The sequence below is a fragment of the Pseudomonas sp. Hp2 genome (assembly GCF_006386585.1).
Taxonomy (GTDB): Bacteria; Pseudomonadota; Gammaproteobacteria; order Xanthomonadales; family Xanthomonadaceae; genus Pseudomonas_S; species Pseudomonas_S boreopolis.
Map to the genome: position 1 here is coordinate 649,881 of NZ_VAHJ01000003.1, position 18,374 is coordinate 668,254.

Annotated in this window: 17 protein-coding genes; 12 read left to right on the forward strand and 5 right to left on the reverse strand. The window is 70.7% G+C overall.

The genetic code is table 11. The features are described 5' to 3' along the window. Positions 1-24: 24 nt before the first annotated feature. Positions 25-2,358, reverse strand: a complete 2,334-nt coding sequence (locus FD678_RS12425; RefSeq protein ID WP_140723763.1) for a DUF1631 domain-containing protein — start codon at positions 2,356-2,358, stop codon at positions 25-27. A 345-nt stretch (positions 2,359-2,703) separates the two neighbouring features. On the opposite strand from FD678_RS12425, the gene FD678_RS12430 reads away from it, so the two are divergent. From FD678_RS12430 to FD678_RS12445, 4 genes are read left to right on the forward strand one after another with little or no spacing between them, the layout of a single operon-like run. Further along, positions 2,704-3,288: a nitroreductase family protein gene (locus FD678_RS12430; RefSeq protein ID WP_140723766.1), complete on the forward strand. Its 585-nt coding sequence runs from the start codon at positions 2,704-2,706 to the stop codon at positions 3,286-3,288. Positions 3,289-3,315: 27 nt separating this feature from the next. Beyond that, positions 3,316-4,239, forward strand: coding sequence for a 5'-3' exonuclease (locus FD678_RS12435; RefSeq protein WP_140723769.1), 924 nt, complete (start codon positions 3,316-3,318; stop codon positions 4,237-4,239). Next, a complete protein-coding gene (locus FD678_RS12440) occupies positions 4,236-4,787 on the forward strand; it encodes an NUDIX hydrolase (protein WP_140723772.1) in 552 nt (183 codons plus the stop codon). The genes FD678_RS12435 and FD678_RS12440 overlap by 4 nt, the downstream gene beginning before the upstream one ends. Further along, positions 4,780-5,565: an N-formylglutamate amidohydrolase gene (locus FD678_RS12445; RefSeq protein WP_218569673.1), complete on the forward strand. Its 786-nt coding sequence runs from the start codon at positions 4,780-4,782 to the stop codon at positions 5,563-5,565. Before FD678_RS12440 ends, FD678_RS12445 begins: the two co-directional genes overlap by 8 nt. Before the next feature lie 144 nt (positions 5,566-5,709). On the opposite strand, the gene pip is transcribed toward FD678_RS12445, so the two are convergent. Together pip and prmC are read right to left on the reverse strand one after the other, a co-directional pair. Continuing rightward, positions 5,710-6,651, reverse strand: coding sequence for a prolyl aminopeptidase (gene pip, locus FD678_RS12450; protein ID WP_140723775.1), 942 nt, complete (start codon positions 6,649-6,651; stop codon positions 5,710-5,712). Positions 6,652-6,775: 124 nt separating this feature from the next. Further along, positions 6,776-7,606: a peptide chain release factor N(5)-glutamine methyltransferase gene (prmC, locus tag FD678_RS12455; protein ID WP_140723778.1), complete on the reverse strand. Its 831-nt coding sequence runs from the start codon at positions 7,604-7,606 to the stop codon at positions 6,776-6,778. Positions 7,607-7,810: 204 nt separating this feature from the next. Between prmC and ahpC the strand changes: the two genes are divergently transcribed. The 5 genes from ahpC (at position 7,811) to FD678_RS12480 (ending at position 12,840) form a co-directional block, all read left to right on the forward strand. Then, complete coding sequence (ahpC, locus tag FD678_RS12460) at positions 7,811-8,371, forward strand: alkyl hydroperoxide reductase subunit C (RefSeq protein WP_140723782.1); 561 nt, start codon at positions 7,811-7,813, stop codon at positions 8,369-8,371. Between the two features lie 275 nt (positions 8,372-8,646). Then, entirely contained in the window at positions 8,647-10,239 is a 1,593-nt protein-coding gene (gene ahpF, locus FD678_RS12465) for an alkyl hydroperoxide reductase subunit F (RefSeq protein ID WP_140723785.1), read from the forward strand. A gap of 87 nt (positions 10,240-10,326) precedes the next feature. Then, a complete protein-coding gene (oxyR, locus tag FD678_RS12470) occupies positions 10,327-11,274 on the forward strand; it encodes a DNA-binding transcriptional regulator OxyR (protein ID WP_140723788.1) in 948 nt (315 codons plus the stop codon). Positions 11,275-11,377: 103 nt separating this feature from the next. Beyond that, positions 11,378-11,812: a nucleoside diphosphate kinase regulator gene (gene rnk, locus FD678_RS12475; RefSeq protein ID WP_140723791.1), complete on the forward strand. Its 435-nt coding sequence runs from the start codon at positions 11,378-11,380 to the stop codon at positions 11,810-11,812. 59 nt (positions 11,813-11,871) lie between these two features. Continuing rightward, positions 11,872-12,840 carry a transaldolase gene (locus FD678_RS12480; protein WP_140723794.1) on the forward strand — a complete coding sequence of 323 codons (969 nt, stop codon included), beginning with the start codon at positions 11,872-11,874 and terminating at the stop codon, positions 12,838-12,840. Between the two features lie 284 nt (positions 12,841-13,124). Here the strand turns inward: FD678_RS12480 and msrA are convergent, their stop codons facing one another. Further along, entirely contained in the window at positions 13,125-13,775 is a 651-nt protein-coding gene (gene msrA, locus FD678_RS12485) for a peptide-methionine (S)-S-oxide reductase MsrA (RefSeq protein ID WP_140723797.1), read from the reverse strand. Positions 13,776-14,043: 268 nt separating this feature from the next. Then, positions 14,044-14,274 carry a putative signal transducing protein gene (locus FD678_RS12490; protein ID WP_140723800.1) on the reverse strand — a complete coding sequence of 77 codons (231 nt, stop codon included), beginning with the start codon at positions 14,272-14,274 and terminating at the stop codon, positions 14,044-14,046. Between the two features lie 86 nt (positions 14,275-14,360). Here FD678_RS12490 and FD678_RS12495 point away from each other — a divergent pair, with 86 nt between their 5' ends. From FD678_RS12495 to FD678_RS12505, 3 genes are all read left to right on the forward strand, one after another. After that, on the forward strand, positions 14,361-16,106 hold the full coding sequence (locus FD678_RS12495; protein ID WP_140723803.1) for a glutamine--tRNA ligase/YqeY domain fusion protein: 1,746 nt from the start codon (positions 14,361-14,363) through the stop codon (positions 16,104-16,106). 61 nt (positions 16,107-16,167) lie between these two features. Continuing rightward, positions 16,168-16,929, forward strand: a complete 762-nt coding sequence (locus FD678_RS12500; RefSeq protein ID WP_140723807.1) for a helix-turn-helix transcriptional regulator — start codon at positions 16,168-16,170, stop codon at positions 16,927-16,929. A gap of 436 nt (positions 16,930-17,365) precedes the next feature. After that, entirely contained in the window at positions 17,366-18,310 is a 945-nt protein-coding gene (locus tag FD678_RS12505; RefSeq protein ID WP_140723810.1) for a DMT family transporter, read from the forward strand. Positions 18,311-18,374 lie beyond the last annotated feature (64 nt).

Consider the following 18,374-nt stretch of genomic DNA (forward strand, 5'->3'; position numbering starts at 1 on the left):
GGCGGCAGGCCGCCGCATCCCGCGCTAATGCACCGCGCTGGCCTGCGGATCCAGCTTGTCGATCACGCCCTGCATCGCGCTGTCGAACGCGCCGTCGCTGGCGTGCGGCCGCAACCGGCCGAGCCGCACCATTACCGCCAGTTCCTCCGGCGAGGCCACGCAGAAGCGCACGCCGCGGCGGTTGACGAACAGCAACCGCGCCGAGATCGGGCTCACCCAGGACAGCTTGCCCGCCTGCACCTTGCCGTCCTTGTCGATGAAATCGAGCCAGGTACCGATCGCCATGTCGCGGAAGCGGTCGGCATCGGCATTGTCGAAATCGTCGCCCTTCGCCTCGACGCCGAGATCGACCGCGGCGGTTTCCGGCGCTGGCTGCGGCAACACCACCGACGGCAGTTCCGGCAGCGGCCTTTCCAGTTCCGGGCGCGCCTCGGCGATCGCCTGCAGCGTGTCGTGCAGCGCGCCGATTGCCCCCATCGCCGCATCCCCGTGCAGGCCGACGCTGCCGAACACCTTCTGCAGCGGTCCCTGCCAGGCCTGCAGCCAGGGCTTGCCGACGACGTGGCGGCGCGCCTCGGCCAGTTCCTCCAGCACGCCGTCGCCGACCGCCAGGGCCTCGGCCATCGCCGTGCCGTCCTCGCCGTCGCGCAGGATCGCCATGGTCAGGTTGTGCTGCCACGGGTGGCGCAGGAATTCCTCGACCGCCGCCGGCAGCTTGCCGACCAGGCGTTTTTCCAGTTCCAGCTGCGCGCGCGCACGCGCCATGTCCAGCTTTTCCTGGCCGCGCTGCGTCTCGGCCGCGCGCCGCTCGGCGATCTCGACCCGGCGCCGGTGCTGGACCAGGAACTCCCGGAACTCCTCTTCCAGGGTCAGGAAGATCGCCAGGTTCTCGTTGAACTCGGCCACCAGCCGCTCGATGATCTCCTCGACCTTGGTCATCAGCACGCGTTCGGCCGGGCTCTCGCCGGTGTTGCCCTCGCAGGCCTCGGCCAGCGAGTTGAGCAGGCGCCGCGCCGGATGGGTCTTCTGCACGAACATCTTGCGGTCGAGCATCGCGACCTTGACGAACGGCACGATCAGGCGGCCGATCAGCTCGCGCGAGCGGCCTTCCAGGTCGCGCTCGTCCAGCATCACGTCGAACAACATGCCGACCAGGTCGATCGCGTCCTCGTCCATCGGGTCCAGGCGCGCGTTGGCCGGATCGACGCCGAGCCGGGTCGCGCCGGACAGCACTTCGCTCTTGAGCCGCTGCGCCAGCGACTCGCCCTGCTGGCCGATCGCCGCGTTGAGGGTGGCGCTGGGCGTGGCCTGCAGCAGCGACAGCACCGACAGCATCTCGCGCTGGCTGAGCGGACGCTGCTGCTGCGCCGCCACCGAGGCGACCGAAGCGGCGGAAGTGGCGTTGTCGCGCATGCCGCGCGCCTGCTGCAGCAGCTCGTGCAAGGCGTTGAGCAGCATGCCCTGCCCGGCGGCCCCGCTGTAGTCCTCCCCGAGCTCGTCCAGCGACTCGCGGCCGCGCTGGGCGGCCTGGGCGCGGCCGCGTCCCTGCGCCCAGCGGTTGACGAAGCGGCTGGCCCAGGCCGGCGCGGCATAGTCGCCGTAGTCGTCCCCGGCACCGGCGGACGCGCCGAAGCCGTCCGCGCCGGGCGCCTCGTCGGCATCGCGCGGCACCGGCCGCGGCGCCGGCCGGCGCGGCCGGGAGATCTCCGGCATCACCCCGGCCTTGGCGAGCTGCTCGTCCAGCCCCTGGTAGAGCTTGGCGAGCGGCTCGGCCAGGTCGCGCTCGCACAGCTTGATCAGCACGAGGCGGATCTCCGGCGCGAAGTCGCTGGTGGCGAAGGCCTCGTGCACGGCCACGCCGATGTGCTCCGGCCCGATCGGGTCGGTATCCGGGCCGAGCTCCAGCCCGCCCGCGATCCAGCCCAGGCGGCGATCGATGCGCGCCAGCACCGGCTTGCAGTCGCGCAGCAGCACGCTGGCCAGGTTGCGCACCGCCAGCCTCGATTCCAGTTCGTGCTCCGGGACCAGGCTAAGCGTGCCGCTGCCGTTGCCCTGCCCGGCCAGCAGGACCTCGGCCGACAGGGGCTGGCCTTCTTCCAGCGCGCGCCAGGCCAGGTCGAGCTGCGCGCGCAGGCGCGCGGCGATCTCCTCGCGCCGGCGGCGCAGTTCGCGCATGCCGTCCAGGTACAGCATCTGCGAAGGGCCGGCCGTCTCGGCGCGGTCGAACAGCACGTCGTCGAAATGCGCCAACGCCGAAGCGAAGGCCTGAGACAGCGCGGGCAGGAACGCGGCGCGTACCTGCTCGAGCAGGCGCGCGTCGCGCGCCGGATGCCCGGGAATGCCGGGATTGGACGTCATGCGCAAAGGCTCCCCAGCCACGCAGGCGGCACTCTGGAATCAAGAAAACATGCGGCCGCGCCCCAAGCACCCGCGCGCCGATGGTAGGCGCGGAGCCCTATACAGGAACGTGATGGCATGCGCATTTCCTACCCTGGCGAATCGTGCAACCCGACGCTACATCGTAATCCGCGGCCATGTCCCGCGTCTTGCCGATTACGGGCATGCCGCGGAGGCGATTAAGCAAAGCCGCGGCGCCCGGGCCTCGAGCGCTTCCCGTCGCCGCGCACCGAGTTTGCTTGCCGGCGATGGAACCGGCCGCGCGGCGACGGCTGGCGGTCAAGAACAGCCCCCTATAATCCGGCCATGCATACCCTTCATTCGCTGCAGGCGCTGGACGAGCGCCGCTCCGTGCCCTCCATGCAGCTGGGCGAACCCGGTCCCGACGACGCCACCTTGCTGCGCATGCTGCAATCGGCCGTGCGGGTGCCGGACCACGGCAAGCTGGTGCCGTTCCGGTTCCTGCGCATCGCGGGCGCCGCCCGCGACCGCCTCGGCGAATTCCTGGCCGAGCGCAGCCGGCAGCGCGATCCGAACGCCCCGGCGGCCGCCGTGGAAAAGGACCGCAAGCGCTTCTCGTACGCGCCGTTGATCGTGGCCGTCGTCGCGCGCCTGCAGCGCGACCACAAGGTGCCCGAGCAGGAGCAGCTGCTGACCGCCGGCTGCGTCTGCTTCGCGCTGCTGCAGGCCGCGCAGGCCCATGGGTTCGGCGCGCAATGGCTGACCGCCTGGATGGCCTACGACGACGCCGTGGCGGCGAAGCTGGGGCTGGCCGCGAACGAGCGGATCGTCGGCTTCGTCCATATCGGAACCGCGCGCACGCCCGCGCCGGAGCGCGAGCGCCCCGATGCCGCCGCGCTGCTGACCGACTGGACCGGCGAGCGTGCCTAGCACGGCACGCCGCAGGGGGCGCCCGGCATGAAGCCGCTCTACCTGGTCGATTCCAGCCTGTACGTGTTCCGCGCCTGGCATTCGATGCCGGACGAGTTCCGCGATGCGCAGGGCTGGCCCACCAACGCCGTGCACGGCTTCGCCCGGTTCGTGCTGGAGCTGCTGGAACGCGAGCGCCCCGAGCACATCGTGCTCGCGTTCGACGAGGCCCTGGACAGTTGTTTCCGGCATGCGCTCTACCCGCTCTACAAGGCCAACCGCGAGCCGGCGCCCGAGGAACTGCGCCGCCAGTTCGCGCATTGCAAGGCGCTGTGCGCCGCGCTCGGGCTAGCCGTGCTGGCGCACCACGAGTACGAGGCCGACGACCTGATCGGCAGCGCGCTGCATGGCGCGCGCCCGCACGGCTTCCACGGCGTGATCGTCTCGGCCGACAAGGATCTCTCGCAGCTGCTCGGCGAACACGACGAGCAATGGGACTACGCCCGCCAGCAGCGCTGGCGCGCCGATGGCGTCAAGGCCCGCCACGGCGTGCATGCGCACCAGATCGCCGACTACCTGGCGCTGTGCGGCGACGCCACCGACAACATCCCCGGCGTGAGCGGCATCGGCGCCAAGACCGCCGCGGTGCTGCTGGCGCATTTCGGCAGCCTGGACGCGCTGCTCGAACGCATCGACGAGGTGCCGTACCTGCGCCTGCGCGGCGCCGCCCAGGCCGCCGCCCGGCTGCGCGAGCAGCGCGAACAGGCCCTGCTGTGGCGCCGCCTGGCCACGATCGCGCTCGATGCCCCGGTCGACGGCACCGCGGGCGCGTTCCGGCGCGCGGCCGCCGACGCCGGCATGCTGGCCGGGCTCTGCGACGCGCTGCGCTTCGGACCCCTCACGCGCCGCCGCCTGTTCGCCGCCGCCGGCCTCCCCGCTTCCGTATCCGACACGAGTCTGCCAACGCCATGAACCACAACGATGCCGAACCCCAGGTCGTCTACGAGGGCAAGTACCAGCGCATGGTGGTGCGCGGCACCTGGGAATATTCAGAGCGCGTGCACGCCGGCGGCCTGGCCGCGATCATCGTCGCGGTGACGCCGCAGGACAACGTGCTGTTCGTCGAGCAGTTCCGCGTGCCGCTGCAGGCGCGCACGATCGAGATGCCCGCGGGCCTGGTCGGCGACATCGAGGCCGGCGAATCGATCGAGGTCTCGGCGATCCGCGAGCTCGAGGAGGAGACCGGCTGGACCGCCGAGCACGCCGAAGTGCTGATGGTCGGCCCGACCTCCTCCGGCGCCAGCAGCGAGAAGGTCGCGTTCGTGCGCGCCACCGGCCTGCGCAAGGTCGGCGAAGGCGGCGGCGACGCCACCGAGGACATCGTGGTGCACGAAGTGCCGCGCAATCGCGCCGCGGCCTGGCTGGTCGAGAAGATGCGCGCGGGCTTCGAGATGGACGCCAAGCTCTGGGCCGGGCTGTGGATGATCGAACACGAACTGGACGGGACCCCGCGTGGCTGACGCTTCCACCGAAATGCAGGCACGGCTGCTGGGCAGCGAAGACCCGCCGCCGTTCACCGTCTACCGCGCCGACGGCGCATCGCCGTTCGTGCTGCTGGCCGACCACGCCGGCCAGCGCGTGCCGCGCGCCCTGGCCGAGCTGGGCCTGCCGCAGGCCGAACTGGACCGCCACATCGGCTGGGACATCGGCATCGACGACACCACCCGCCTGCTTGCCGGCCTGCTGGACGCCTTCGCGATTACCCAGACCTATTCGCGCCTGGTGATCGACTGCAACCGGCCGCTGGATTCGCCCACCTCGATCGTCGCGGCCAGCGACGGCACAACGGTGCCGGGCAACCTCGGGCTCGACCCGGCCGCGCGCCAGGCGCGCATCGACGAGATCTTCGCGCCGTACCACGCACGCATCGCCGCCGAACTGGATGCGCGCGCGGTCGCCGGGCGCCCGACGGTGCTGATCGCGATGCACAGCTTCACCCCGCGCATGAACGGCTTCGAACGTCCCTGGCACGCCGGCGTGCTGTACAACCGCGACGGCCGCCTCGCGCATGCGCTGCGCGTCGCCCTGCAGGAAGAAGGGCTGGTGGTCGGCGACAACGAGCCCTATGCGATCAGCGATACCAGCGACTACGCGATCCCGGTCCATGCCGAGGCCCGCGGGCTGCTGCACGTCGAACTGGAGATCCGCCAGGACCTGATCGCGGACCACGCCGGCCAGCTCGAATGGGCGGAACGGCTGGCGCGCCTGCTGCCGCCGCTGGCCGCGCGCCTGATGTAGGCCCGGGCCGGGTTTTCCCGCTGCCGTGCCGCCGCTCCGTTCGCGGCGGCGGCACGGCGGGAAGGACCCGATGGGCGACGCGCACGGCGCGCCGGGACCGGAGTCCCTCCTGCGAGGGCAGTGCGCCGCCCTCGCCCGGCAGGCTCAGGCGAAGCGATCGGTCGCGCGCACCAGCGCGTCCAGGTTCTCGGCCTCGAACGCGGAATGGCCCGAGGCCGGGGTGATCTCGAGCTGGGCCTTAGGCCAGGCCTTGTGCAGGTCCCAGGCGTTCTGCACCGGGCAGACCACGTCGTAGCGGCCGTGCACGATCACGCCCGGGATATCGGCGATGCGGTGCGCGTCGCGCAGCAACTGGTCCTCGACCTCGAAGAAACCGCCGTTGACGAAGTAGTGGTTCTCGATGCGGGCGAAGGCGAGCGCGAACCTGGGGTCCTCGTGCCCGGCGACGAAATCCTCGTCCACGTGCAGGAAGCTGGTCGCCCCTTCCCACACGCTCCACGCCTTGGCCGCGGCCAGCCGGGTGGCCTCGTCGTCGCTGGTCAGGCGGCGGTGGAACGCCGAGATCAGGTCGTGCCGCTCCACCGGCGGGATCGCGCCGATGTAGTGCTCCCAGGCATCCGGGAACAGGCGGTTGGCGCCTTCCTGGTAGAACCATTCCAGCTCCCAGCGGCGCAGCATGAAGATGCCGCGCAGCACCAGTTCGGTGACGCGCCCCGGATGGGCCTGCGCGTACGCCAGCGCCAGGGTCGAGCCCCAGCTGCCGCCGAACACCTGCCACTTGGCGATGCCCAGCTTCTCGCGCAGCTTCTCGATGTCGGCCACCAGGTCCCAGGTGGTGTTGTCGACCAGGTCGGCATGCGGCGTCGAGCGGCCTGAACCGCGCTGGTCGAACAGCACGATGCGGTACTTGGCCGGGTCGTGGAAGCGGCGCATCTTGGCGCTGATCCCGCCGCCGGGGCCGCCGTGCAGCAGCACCACCGGCTTGCCGCCGGGATTGCCGCACTCCTCGAAATACAGCGTGTGGCGATCGTCGACCTTCAGCGTGCCGGTGTTGAACGGTTCGATCTCGGGATAGAGGGTGCGCATGCGGCGGTCCTGCGGGAAAAGCCGCATTGTATCGGGCGTGGTTGCGGGAGGGCTTGCGGGAGAGGTTCTGTGGGAGGGACTTCAGTCCCTCCCACAACCGAGCTCCCGCAGAAAGTGGCAAGCCCTATGGCGGCCAGCGGCCCAGCGTGACGCGGTCGCGATCCTCCAGGTCGCGGTGGGTGGCGACCTCGGCGAAACCGCGGTCGCGCAACAGCGCGGCCACCGCCTCGCCCTGGTCCCAGCCGTGCTCGAACAGCAGCCAGCCCCCCGGCAGCAGGCGGTCGGGCGCGCCGGCGACGATCTCGCGGATCGCATCCAATCCGTCGCGGCCGGAGGCGAGCGCCGCGGCCGGTTCGTGCCGCAGGTCGCCGAGGTCCAGGTGCGGGTCGCCCTCGGCGATGTAGGGAGGATTGCTGGCGATCAGGTCGAAGCGCTCGCCGGCCAGCGGCGCCAGCCAACTGCCGTGGCGGAACTCGACGTTGTCCAGCGCGTGCCCGGCGGCGTTCGCGCGCGCCACCGCCAGCGCGCCCCCGCTGACATCGGTGGCCACCACGCGCGCGCGCGGACGCTCGCTGGCCAGGGCGAGCGCGATCGCGCCGCTGCCGGTGCCGAGGTCGGCGATGCGCCGTCCCGGCGCCTGGTCCACCCGTTCCAGCGCCAGCTCGACCAGCGTCTCGGTCTCCGGGCGCGGGATCAGCGTGTCCGGCGTCACCTGCAGGTCCAGGGTCCAGAACCCGCGGCGGCCGGTCAGGTAGGCGACCGGTTCGCCCGCCTCGCGCCGCGCCACCAGCGCCTCGAAGGCGGCGGCGACCGCCGGATCGACCGGATCGCGCCCGTGCGCGAACAGCCAGGCGCGGTCGCGGCCGAGCGCGTGCAGCAGCAGCGGCTCGGCGTCGGCCCGCTCGATCCGGGCGGTGGCGGCGCGCAGCAAGGCGTCGGCGGGAGGAAAAGGCATGGCGGTCAGGGCTTCACCCTTGCGAAACGTCGGATCGCCATTATCGGAGCAGCCGTTGATGCATGGCACCAAAGAGCCGGGCTCGCTTAACGATAGGCAAAATCTATCTATCCAATGCCATCAATCGATTTGCGGCATCTATCGCCCCTGCCTACCATGGCGCCTGTTCCATCCCCCTCGCCCTTTGCCAACAGAGGAAACGCAATGTCCGTAATCAACACCGAAATCCTGCCGTTCGAAGCCGACGCCTACCAGAATGGCGAGTTCATCAAGGTCTCCGACGCCAACCTGAAGGGCAAGTGGTCCGTGGTGGTGTTCTACCCGGCCGACTTCACCTTCGTGTGCCCGACCGAGCTGGAAGACCTGGCCGACCATTACGAGGAGTTCCAGAAGCTCGGCGTCGAGGTGTACTCGGTCTCCACCGACACCCACTTCTCGCACAAGGCCTGGCACGACACCTCGCCGGCGATCGGCAAGATCAAGTACGCGATGATCGGCGACCCGACCCACCAGATCTCGAAGAACTTCGACGTGCTGCGCCCGGCGGGCCTGGCCGACCGCGGCACCTTCATCATCGACCCGGCCGGCGTGATCCAGTCGGTGGAAATCACCGCCGAGGGCATCGGCCGCGACGCCAAGGAACTGCTGCGCAAGGTCAAGGCCGCCATCTACGTCGCCAACCACCCGGGCGAGGTCTGCCCGGCCAAGTGGAAGGAAGGCGAGAAGACCCTGGCTCCGTCGCTGGACCTGGTCGGCAAGATCTAAGCCGTCCCGCGCTCCCGGTCCCGCAGCCGCGGGACCGGGGGTGAACCGGAGCCGGTGCGGCCGCCGCGCCTTCCGTGCGCCGGCTGCGGTTCACCCCCTTCCATCATCGACCGGCGACCCGCCCCCACGGCGGCGCCAAGCGCTTCTTCGCGAGTCCATCGCAGGGCGGCGCGCGTCCATGCGCGCGGATCCTTCTTCCCTGCGAGCCCCCGCAGGAGCACGGCGCAGCCGCGTGCCGGTGCCCTTCCCCACTTACCCGCCATCAGGAGTTCTCCATGTTGGACGCCAATCTCAAGACCCAGCTCAAGGCCTACCTGGAGAAGGTCACCCGCCCGATCCAAATCGACGCTTCCGTCGACGACGGCGCCAAGTCCCAGGAAATGCTCGAGCTGCTCAACGAGCTGAAGGAACTGTCGGACAAGATCACCGTGGACGTCTGGCGCGACGACGCCGAGCGCAAGCCGTCGTTCGGCCTGACCTCGCCCGGGCAGGACATCAAGCTGCGCTTCGCCGGCCTGCCGATGGGCCACGAGTTCACCTCGCTGGTGCTGGCGCTGCTGCAGGTCGGCGGGCATCCCTCCAAGGCCGCGCCCGAGCTGCTGGAGCAGGTGAAGAACCTGCAGGGCGAGTACCGGTTCGAAACCTACTTCTCGCTGTCCTGCCAGAACTGCCCGGACGTGGTGCAGGCTCTGAACCTGGCCGCGGTGCTGAACCCGAACATCAAGCACGAGGCGATCGACGGCGCGCTGTTCCAGGAGGAGGTCGAGGCGCGCGAGATCATGTCGGTGCCGACCGTCTACCTCAACGGCAAGCTGTTCGACCAGGGCCGCATGACCCTGGAGCAGATCGTCGCCAAGCTCGACACCGGCGCGGCCGACCGCAACGCGAAGAAGATCGCCGGGAAGGCGCCGTTCGACGTGCTGGTGGTCGGCGGCGGCCCGGCCGGCGCGGCGGCGGCGGTGTACGCCGCGCGCAAGGGCATCCGCACCGGCGTGGCGGCCGAGCGCTTCGGCGGCCAGGTGCTGGACACGATGGCGATCGAGAACTTCATCTCGGTGCCGGAGACCGAGGGCCCGAAGATGGCCGCGGCGCTGGAACAGCACGTGCGCGCCTACGACGTGGACGTGATGAACCTGCTGCGCGCCGAGCAGCTGGTGCCGGCCGGCGCCGACGGCCTGATCGAGGTCAAGCTCGAGAACGGCGCCTCGCTGAAGTCCAGGACCGTGATCCTGTCCACCGGCGCGCGCTGGCGGCAGATGAACGTGCCGGGCGAGAACGAGTACCGCAACAAGGGCGTGGCCTACTGCCCGCACTGCGACGGCCCGCTGTTCAAGGGCAAGCGCGTGGCGGTGATCGGCGGCGGCAACTCCGGCGTGGAGGCCGCGATCGACCTGGCCGGCATCGTCTCGCACGTCACCCTGATCGAGTTCGACGCGCAGCTGCGCGCCGACGAGGTGCTGCAGCGCAAGCTCCGCAGCCTGTCCAACGTGAAGATCATCACCAGCGCGCAGACCACCGAGGTGCTGGGCGACGGCAGCAAGGTCACCGGCCTGGTCTACAAGGACCGCGCCGGCGGCGACAGCCACCGCGTCGAGCTGGAGGGCGTGTTCGTGCAGATCGGCCTGCTGCCCAACACCGAGTGGCTCAAGGGCACGGTGGAACTGTCGGCGCGCGGGGAGATCGTCATCGACGACCGCGGCCAGACCAGCCTGCCGGGCGTGTTCGCCGCCGGCGACGCCACCACGGTGCCGTACAAGCAGATCGTGATCGCGATGGGCGCCGGCGCCACCGCCGCGCTGAGCGCCTTCGACCACCTGATCCGCAGCACCGCGCCGAAGAGCAGCGGCGCCGTCGCCGAGGCCGCCTGAGCCCGGTTGCGCCCCTCCGCGCGGAGGGGCGTAAGCTGGTGCGAACGCCGCTGCAATCGTCCCCTGTTTCAGCGAGGCCCGTAGTCCATGAACCTGCGCGATCTGAAATACCTGGTGGCCCTGGCCGACCACAAGCATTTCGGCCGCGCCGCGGCGGCCTGCTTCGTCAGCCAGCCCACCCTGTCCACCCAGATCAAGAAGCTGGAGGACGAGCTGGGCGTGCCGTTGGTCGAGCGCGCGCCGCGCAAGGTGATGCTGACCCCGGCCGGGCGCGAGGCCGCCAACCGCGCGCGCGGCATCGTGGCCGAGGTCGAGCAGATGAAGGAAGCGGCGCGCCGCAGCCAGGACCCGGAAGCCGGCACGGTGCGGCTGGGCATCTTCCCCACGCTCGGCCCGTACCTGCTGCCGCACATGGTGCCGCGCATCCGCCAGCGCTTTCCGCAACTGGAACTGCTGCTGGTCGAGGAAAAGAGCGACCAGCTGCTGCGCCAGCTGCGCGAGGGCAAGCTGGACGCCGCGCTGCTGGCGCTGCCGCTGCACGACGACCAGCTGCACGCCGAGTTCCTGTTCGAGGAGCCGTTCGTGCTGGCGGTGCCGGAAGGCCACCCGCTGGCGCAGAAGCAGGACCTGACCCTGGACGAGCTTTCCGAGCAGCGCCTGCTGCTGCTCGAGGACGGCCATTGCCTGCGCGAACAGGCACTGGACGTGTGCCACCTGGCCGGGGCGCTGGAGAAATCCGAGTTCCAGGCCACCAGCCTGGAGACGCTGCGGCAGATGGTCGCCGCCAACGTCGGCATCACCCTGCTGCCGATGCTCGCGGTGAAGCCGCCGGTGGCGCGCTCGGACAGCATCCGCCTGCTCGACTTCCGCGCCGACAAGCAGCCGAGCCGGCGCATCGCAATGGTCTGGCGGCGCAGCTCGGCGATGTCCGCGTTCCTGGAAAGCCTGGCCGGCCTGTTCAGGCAGCTGCCGGACGAGCTGTTGACGCTGGCCCCGGCCCCGCATGCGGCGCCGCGCAGCATCGAGGCGGCCTGAACGGCCCCGCGCCCGAGGTCGCATCCGGCGGCGATTCTTCCGACAATAGGCGCGGGCGGCCTTCCGGTCGCCTTTTGCTTGTCCGTCCTCCAAGGAGAATCCCATGGTCCAATCGCAGCACAGCAGCGGCCTGCCGCCTTCCATCACCATTTCCTCCCGCGATCTCGCCCGCCTCGAGGCGATGCTCGAATCCCCCGCGCTGAGCCGGCACCCCGCCGCGATCGCGCTCTCCGAGGAACTGGGCCGCGCCCGCATCGTCGCGCCCGAACAGATGCCCGCCGACGTCGTCACCATGCATTCGCGCGTGGAATGCCAGGACGAACTGCAGGGCGACACGCATACCCTCACCCTGGTCTACCCGAACGAGGCCGACGTCGAGCGCCACCGCGTCTCGGTGCTGGCACCGGTCGGCAGCGCCCTGCTCGGCCTGTCGCTGGGCCAGTGCATCGACTGGGAGACGCCGCAAGGCCGCAAGCTGCGCCTGCGCGTGACCGCCATCCACTACCAGCCCGAGGCGGCGGGCGACTTCCATCGCTGAGCGCGCTACCGTAGCGTCCCGCTCGCACCATCCGTCCCGAACCGAAACGAGAGACCGAAATGACCGCTTCGCAACCTTCCAAACTGGCCCAACTGCGCGAACTGTCGGTGGTCGTCGCCGACACCGGCGACTACGAGGCGATCAAGCGCCTCAAGCCGGTGGACTGCACCACCAACCCGACGCTGGTGAAGAAGGCGCTGGACCTGCCGGTGTACGCCGAGCTGATCGAGCGCGAACTGGCCTGGGGCCGGCAGCAGTCCGGCGGCGGCGACGCCGTCGTCAACGAGGTCGCCGACCGCCTGACCATCGGCGTCGGCACGATGCTGGCCGAACTGGTGCCCGGCCGCGTCTCCACCGAAGTCGACGCCGACCTGGCCCACGACACCGCCGCCACGGTCGCCAAGGCGCGCAAGTTCATCCAGATGTACGCCGAGCGCGGCGTGCCCAAGGACAAGATCCTGATCAAGGTCGCCGCGACCTGGGAAGGCGTGGAGGCCGCGCGCCAGCTGCAGGCCGAAGGCATCGACTGCAACCTGACCCTGATCTTCAACCAGACCCAGGCGCTGGCCTGTTCGGAAGCGGGGGTGTTCCTGATCTCGCCGTTCGTCGGCCGCATCCTCGACTGGTACGTCGCCAACGGCCAGGCCCCGGCCAGCATCGACGAGGACCCGGGCGTGAAGTTCGTGCGCGGCGTCTATGCCGAGTTCAAGAAGCGCGGCTCCAAGACCGTGGTGATGGGCGCCTCGTTCCGCTCGACCGCGCAGATCGAGGCGCTGGCCGGCTGCGACCGCCTGACCATCTCGCCGGACCTGCTGGAAAAGCTCGACGCCGACCACGGCGAGCTGCCGCGCAAGCTGTCGCCGCAGCCGGCCGACGGCGCGGCGACCACGCCGATCGACGCGGCCCGCTTCGCCGCCGACCTGGCCGCGGACCCGATGGCGACCGAGAAGCTGGCCAGCGGCATCGATACCTTCGCCAAGGACCTGCAGGCGCTGCGCGCGACGATCCGCGGCAAGCTGGCGGGCTGAGCCCGGGCCACGGCCGCAGGACGGCACAGGCCGCGACGCCCCACCGCCATCGGGGGTCATCGCGGCTTGCGTCGCGCCTACGGGCGATCGCCGCCGGAAATAAGGAAGCAAGTCGCTGGGTCCCCGCCTGCGCGGGGACGACGATGGAAGCATGGCTTCATCGGCAAGGTGGCTTGCTCCGAAAACCTTCGGCCGTCGTCCCCGCGCAGGCGGGGACCCAGCGACTTGCGCGGAACGACCCGCGCAGTACGCAGCCCCTGCGCGGTCCCCTCAGCAAAGAAGGCTCAGGCCTCCAGCCCGATCGGGCAGCTCACCCCGGTACCGCCCAGGCCGCAGTAGCCGGCCGGGTTCTTCGCCAGGTACTGCTGGTGGTAATCCTCGGCGTAGTAGAACGGTCCCGCCGGATAGGCGATCTCGGTGGTGATCTGGCCGTAGCCGGCCTCGTGCAGGCGCTGCTGGTAGGCGTCGCGGCTGGCGAGCGCGGACTCGAACTGGTCCTCGTCGTGGCAGTAGATCGCCGAGCGGTACTGGGTGCCGGTGTCGTTGCCCTGGCGCATGCCCTGCGTGGGATCGTGGTTCTCCCAGAACGTGCGCAGCACCGTGTCGCGCGAGACCTGGGCGGGATCGAACACCACCCGCACGACCTCGGCGTGCCCGGTCATGCCGGAGCAGACTTCCTCGTAGGTGGGATTAGGCGTCAAGCCGCCCTGGTAGCCGACCGCGGTGGCGTACACGCCCGGCAGTTGCCAGAACTTGCGCTCGGCGCCCCAGAAACAACCCATGCCGACGTCCAGCGTCTCCAGGCCGGCGAAATCCGCCCGCAACGGATGGCCGTTGACGAAATGCACGTTGTGCAGCGGCAGCGGCGCGGCGCGTCCGGGAAGCGCCTCGTCGGCGCGTGGCAGGCGTTGCTTGAACTGGCGGGCTCCCAGCATGGCGATGCTCCGGCGAGGGGGGGACTTCCGCTGCATGGGACCGGCCGGCCCGGCTTTCAAGCAGGGCCGGCCTGCGCCGTGCCGGATGGCCATGCACGGTTGGAACGGCGCGCGCCGATCCGGCCGGCTTCCTGCCGGTGATCGCGCCGCCCGCCGGGACCGTGGCGCTGTTCAGGCGGCTGCGCGCATTGGCAGCGGCCGAGGCGCGCCGGGCCATCCGCTTTTGTGGGAGCGGCTTCAGCCGCTCCCACAAAAGCGCGCCCACAGGCTACAGCGCGCGCTGGGCCTGCCCGTCCAGGCCCAGCGCCAGCACCACGTCCTGCGCCTGCTCCAGCGCCTCGTCCGGCACGCATACCCGCAGCACGCCGAACAGCGGCAGGTCGCCGCCGGCACCGAGCAGGGATTCGCCAAACACGAAGGCCATGATCCCGGCGTCCTCCAGCGCATGTTTCACCAGATGGGCGTCGAACAGGTTGTCGGCACGGTAGGCGACCTGCATGGCGGAGCTCCTCGCGGCTTGCCGGCCAGAATACGCCGGGCGCCCCGGCGCGATAAACTGCGCGTCTTTCTGCATCCAGCCCCGGCATGTCCAGCACGCCCACCCCCGCACCCGCCGCCGACGCCCTTCCCGAAAAGAAGGACTTCATCCGCCAGATCGTCCGCGAGGACCTGGCCAGCGGCAAGCACGCCACGATCAAGACCCGCTTTCCGCCCGAGCCGAACGGCTACCTGCACATCGGCCACGCCAAGGCGATCTGCCTGGACTTCGGCGTCGCGGCCGAGTTCGGCGGCACCTGCAACCTGCGCCTGGACGACACCAACCCGGCCAAGGAAGACCCCGAGTTCGTCGCCGCGATCCAGGACGACGTGCGCTGGCTGGGCTTCGACTGGGCCAGCCTGCGCCACGCCTCGGACTACTTCGAGGTGTACTACCTGGCCGCCGAGAAGCTCATCGAGGACGGCAAGGCCTTCGTCTGCGACCTCACTGCCGAGCAGGTGCGCGAGTATCGCGGCACGCTGACCGAACCGGGCCGCAATTCGCCGTGGCGCGACCGCAGCGTCGAGGAGAACCTCGACCTGTTCCGGCGCATGCGCGCGGGCGAGTTCCCCGACGGCGCGCGCACCCTGCGCGCCAAGATCGACATGGCCAGCGGCAACATCAACCTGCGCGACCCGGCGCTGTACCGGATCAAGCACGTCGAGCACCAGAACACCGGCAACGCCTGGCCGATCTACCCGATGTACGACTTCGCGCATTCGCTGGGCGATGCCATCGAAGGCATCACCCACTCGCTGTGCACGCTGGAGTTCGAGGACCACCGCCCGCTGTACGACTGGTGCGTGGACAACGTCGACCTGGCCGGACACCCCGAGCTGCTGGCGCCGCTGGCCGCCAAGGGGCTGCCGAACGAGGCGGCCAAGCCGCGCCAGATCGAGTTCTCGCGCCTGAACATCAACTACACGGTGATGAGCAAGCGCAAGCTCACCGCGCTGGTCGAAGAAGGCCTGGTCGAGGGCTGGGACGACCCGCGCATGTACACGCTGCAGGGCCTGCGCCGGCGCGGCTACACGCCGGCGGCGATGCGCCTGTTCGTCGATCGCGTCGGCATCTCCAAGCAGAACTCGGTGATCGACTTCTCCGTGCTGGAAGGCTGCCTGCGCGAGGACCTGGACGCGCACGCGCAGCGCCGGCTGGCGGTGATCGACCCCCTCAAGCTGGTGCTCGCCAACCTGCCGGAAGGCCACGAGGAAACGCTGACCTTCTCCAACCATCCCAAGGACGAGACCCAGGGCGAGCGCAGCGTGCCGTTCTCGCGCGAGCTGTGGATCGAGCGCGAGGATTTCGCCGAGGTGCCGCCGAAGGGCTGGAAGCGGCTGGTGCCGGGCGGCGAGGTCCGCCTGCGCGGCGCCGGCATCGTGCGCGTGGACGAGGTGGTCAAGAACGCGGCCGGCGAGATCGTCGAGCTGCGCGGCTGGCTGGACCCGGAATCGCGCCCGGGCATGGAAGGCGCCAACCGCAAGGTCAAGGGCACCATCCACTGGGTCAGCGCGCGGCACGCGGTCGAAGCGGAGATCCGCCTGTACGACCGCCTGTTCTCGGTCGAGAAGCCGGACGACGAGTCCGAGGGCAAGACCTACCGCGACCACCTCAACCCCGAGTCCAAGCGCATCGTCGCCGGCTATGTCGAGCCGGCCGCGGCACAGGCGGCGCCGGAGCAGTCGTTCCAGTTCGAGCGGCTGGGCTACTTCGTCGCCGACCGCCGCGACCACGGCGCGGCCCGTCCGGTGTTCAACCGCAGCGTCACGCTGCGCGACGCCTGGGCCAAGTGATGGCCTCCCGCGCCTGGCCGACCGGTTCCGCCAGGCGCGGCGGCGCACGGCAGGCGGCGCGATGACCGGCGCCCTGCAATTGCGCCGCTACGGCCGCGACGGCCATCTCCACCACCACGCGCACGTGCAGGTGGTGTTGCCGTTGCGCGGCACGCTGGAGATCGAGGTCGGCGGGCGCGGCGGCCTGGTGGATGCCGGGCACGCCGTCGTGGTCGCGCCCGGGACCGAGCACGACCAGGGCGCCGACGGCGACAACCGCTTCCTGCTCGTCGAATGCGACCTCGGCAGCTTCGGCGAGGCGCGCATGCAGCAGCTGCAGCAGCGGCCGTTCGTGGCGATGACGCCACGCCTGCGCGCGCTGGCCGGCTTCGTCGATCGCCAATGCCGCGAGCGCGACGAGGTTCCCCTGCCGCTGGTCCGGCACTGCCTGCCGCAGCTGCTGCACGCGCTCGGCAGCGACCCGGCGCCGCTGCGCCGCCTGCAGGCGTTGTGCGACGCCCTCGCCGCCGCCCCCGGCGAAGCCTGGCCGGTCGAGCGCATGGCGCGCCACGCCGGGCTGAGCGAGAGCAGGCTGCATGCCTTGTTCCGCCGCGAGTTCGACCGCAGCCCGCAGCAATGGCTGTCCGCGTTGCGCCTGCAACGCGCCTGCGCGCAACTGGCCGGCAGCGATCGCCCGATCGCGCAACTCGCCCTGGACAACGGCTGGTCCGACCAGACCGCACTGACCCGCGCCCTGCGCCGCGAGACCGGCCTGACCCCGGCCGCCTACCGGCGATTGCATCGCGTTGCGGGAAAGCCCGCCGAGCCGCTGGCGGCGCCATGATCGGCGTCCCCGCGCCAGATGGGGACCGATGGCTTTCGTTCGGGGGAAAGCGGAGGCGCTGGGTCCCCGCCTTCGCGGGGACGACGGTGGAAAGATTTCCGCGGCTGCTGTTTTTACTTCGGTTTTCGCCTTGACCGCTGCTGCTGTCGCTGTCGCTGCCGCTGCTCGTGATCATGCGCGAGCCAATGGCTCGCAAGCCGCACGTCTTCACCCCAAAAGTGCGAGAAGGAAACCACGGCTGCCCGAGCAACATCGGGAAAGCCCGCCGGGACCGAAGTCCCTCCCACACGGCCCGCCGTATCCGTAACCCGTGCAAGCCAGCGCGACGGCGCTTCCCACATCGCCGATCGCCCGCCTGAACGCCGCGCAAGAGCCTGGGTCAATCATTCCCCCGGCCTTCCCGGCATGCTCCCTCTCCCAAGGAGGACCAGGCGCCATGCGTGAACGATTGATCGGCGGAGTCAGCAACGGCGTCATCGCCGGCGCCCTGTGGGGGCTCGTGTTCCTCGCGCCGCAACTGCTGCACGACTTCTCCCCGCTGCAACTGTCCGTATCCCGCTATCTCGCCTACGGCCTGGTCGCCGCCTGCGTGCTCGCGCCGCGCTGGCGGCGCCTGCGCGGCGCCCTCGGCGGCGCCGAATGGTGGGCGCTGGTGCGCCTGAGCCTGCTCGGCAACCTCGTCTACTACGTGATGCTCGGCACCGCGGTGCAATGGGCCGGCGGCGCGGCGACCTCGCTGATCATCGGCCTGCTGCCGGTGGTGGTGACCGTGGTCGGCTCGCGCGCGGCCGGCGCGGTGGCGCTGTCGCGGCTGGCCGCTCCCTCCGCGCTCGGCGTGGCCGGGGTCGCGCTGGTCGCCTTCGAGGCGCTGCACGGGGAAGCCCGGGGCGCCGGCAGCCTGGCCCAGCGCGCGATCGGCCTGGCCTGCGCGTTCGGCGCGCTGTCGTCGTGGTCGGCGTACTCGGTCTCCAATGCGCGCTGGCTGTCGCGCCGGCCCGACCTGTCCAGCGGCGACTGGTCGCTGCTGACCGGCGTGGTCACCGGCGCGCTGTCGCTGCTGCTGGCCGTGCCGGCGTTCGCGCTCGACCGCGCCGGGCACCTGCCGGCCGACTGGGCCCGCTTCTGGGGCATCGGCCTGCTGCTGGCGATATTCGCCTCGGTGCTGGGCAACGCCTGCTGGAACCGCGCCAGCCGGCTGCTGCCGCTGACCCTGGTCGGGCAGATGATCGTGTTCGAGACCGTGTTCGCGCTGCTGTACGGCTTCGCCTGGGAACGGCGCCTGCCGAGCGCGCTGGAAGCGCTCGCCATCGCCTGCCTGCTCGGCGGCGTGCTGTGGTGCGCCTCCGTGCACGTGGAGCGGCGCCGGGCGCCCGCCGCGTAGGCGCCGACGACGGGCGGCTCCGGCGAGAATGGCTATATTCGAGCCCTCCCGACCCCGGAGCCCG

Bases quoted from the DNA above. Each gene is read 5' to 3' on its own strand.
- FD678_RS12425 (WP_140723763.1), bottom strand. From the start codon at position 2,358: ATGACGTCCAATCCCGGCATTCCCGGGCATCCGGCGCGCGACGCGCGC.
- FD678_RS12430 (WP_140723766.1), top strand. From the start codon at position 2,704: ATGCATACCCTTCATTCGCTGCAGGCGCTGGACGAGCGCCGCTCCGTG.
- FD678_RS12435 (WP_140723769.1), top strand. From the start codon at position 3,316: ATGAAGCCGCTCTACCTGGTCGATTCCAGCCTGTACGTGTTCCGCGCC.
- FD678_RS12440 (WP_140723772.1), top strand. From the start codon at position 4,236: ATGAACCACAACGATGCCGAACCCCAGGTCGTCTACGAGGGCAAGTAC.
- pip (WP_140723775.1), bottom strand. From the start codon at position 6,651: ATGCGCACCCTCTATCCCGAGATCGAACCGTTCAACACCGGCACGCTG.
- prmC (WP_140723778.1), bottom strand. From the start codon at position 7,606: ATGCCTTTTCCTCCCGCCGACGCCTTGCTGCGCGCCGCCACCGCCCGG.
- ahpC (WP_140723782.1), top strand. From the start codon at position 7,811: ATGTCCGTAATCAACACCGAAATCCTGCCGTTCGAAGCCGACGCCTAC.
- ahpF (WP_140723785.1), top strand. From the start codon at position 8,647: ATGTTGGACGCCAATCTCAAGACCCAGCTCAAGGCCTACCTGGAGAAG.
- oxyR (WP_140723788.1), top strand. From the start codon at position 10,327: ATGAACCTGCGCGATCTGAAATACCTGGTGGCCCTGGCCGACCACAAG.
- rnk (WP_140723791.1), top strand. From the start codon at position 11,378: ATGGTCCAATCGCAGCACAGCAGCGGCCTGCCGCCTTCCATCACCATT.
- FD678_RS12480 (WP_140723794.1), top strand. From the start codon at position 11,872: ATGACCGCTTCGCAACCTTCCAAACTGGCCCAACTGCGCGAACTGTCG.
- msrA (WP_140723797.1), bottom strand. From the start codon at position 13,775: ATGCTGGGAGCCCGCCAGTTCAAGCAACGCCTGCCACGCGCCGACGAG.
- FD678_RS12490 (WP_140723800.1), bottom strand. From the start codon at position 14,274: ATGCAGGTCGCCTACCGTGCCGACAACCTGTTCGACGCCCATCTGGTG.
- FD678_RS12495 (WP_140723803.1), top strand. From the start codon at position 14,361: ATGTCCAGCACGCCCACCCCCGCACCCGCCGCCGACGCCCTTCCCGAA.
- FD678_RS12500 (WP_140723807.1), top strand. From the start codon at position 16,168: ATGACCGGCGCCCTGCAATTGCGCCGCTACGGCCGCGACGGCCATCTC.
- FD678_RS12505 (WP_140723810.1), top strand. From the start codon at position 17,366: ATGCGTGAACGATTGATCGGCGGAGTCAGCAACGGCGTCATCGCCGGC.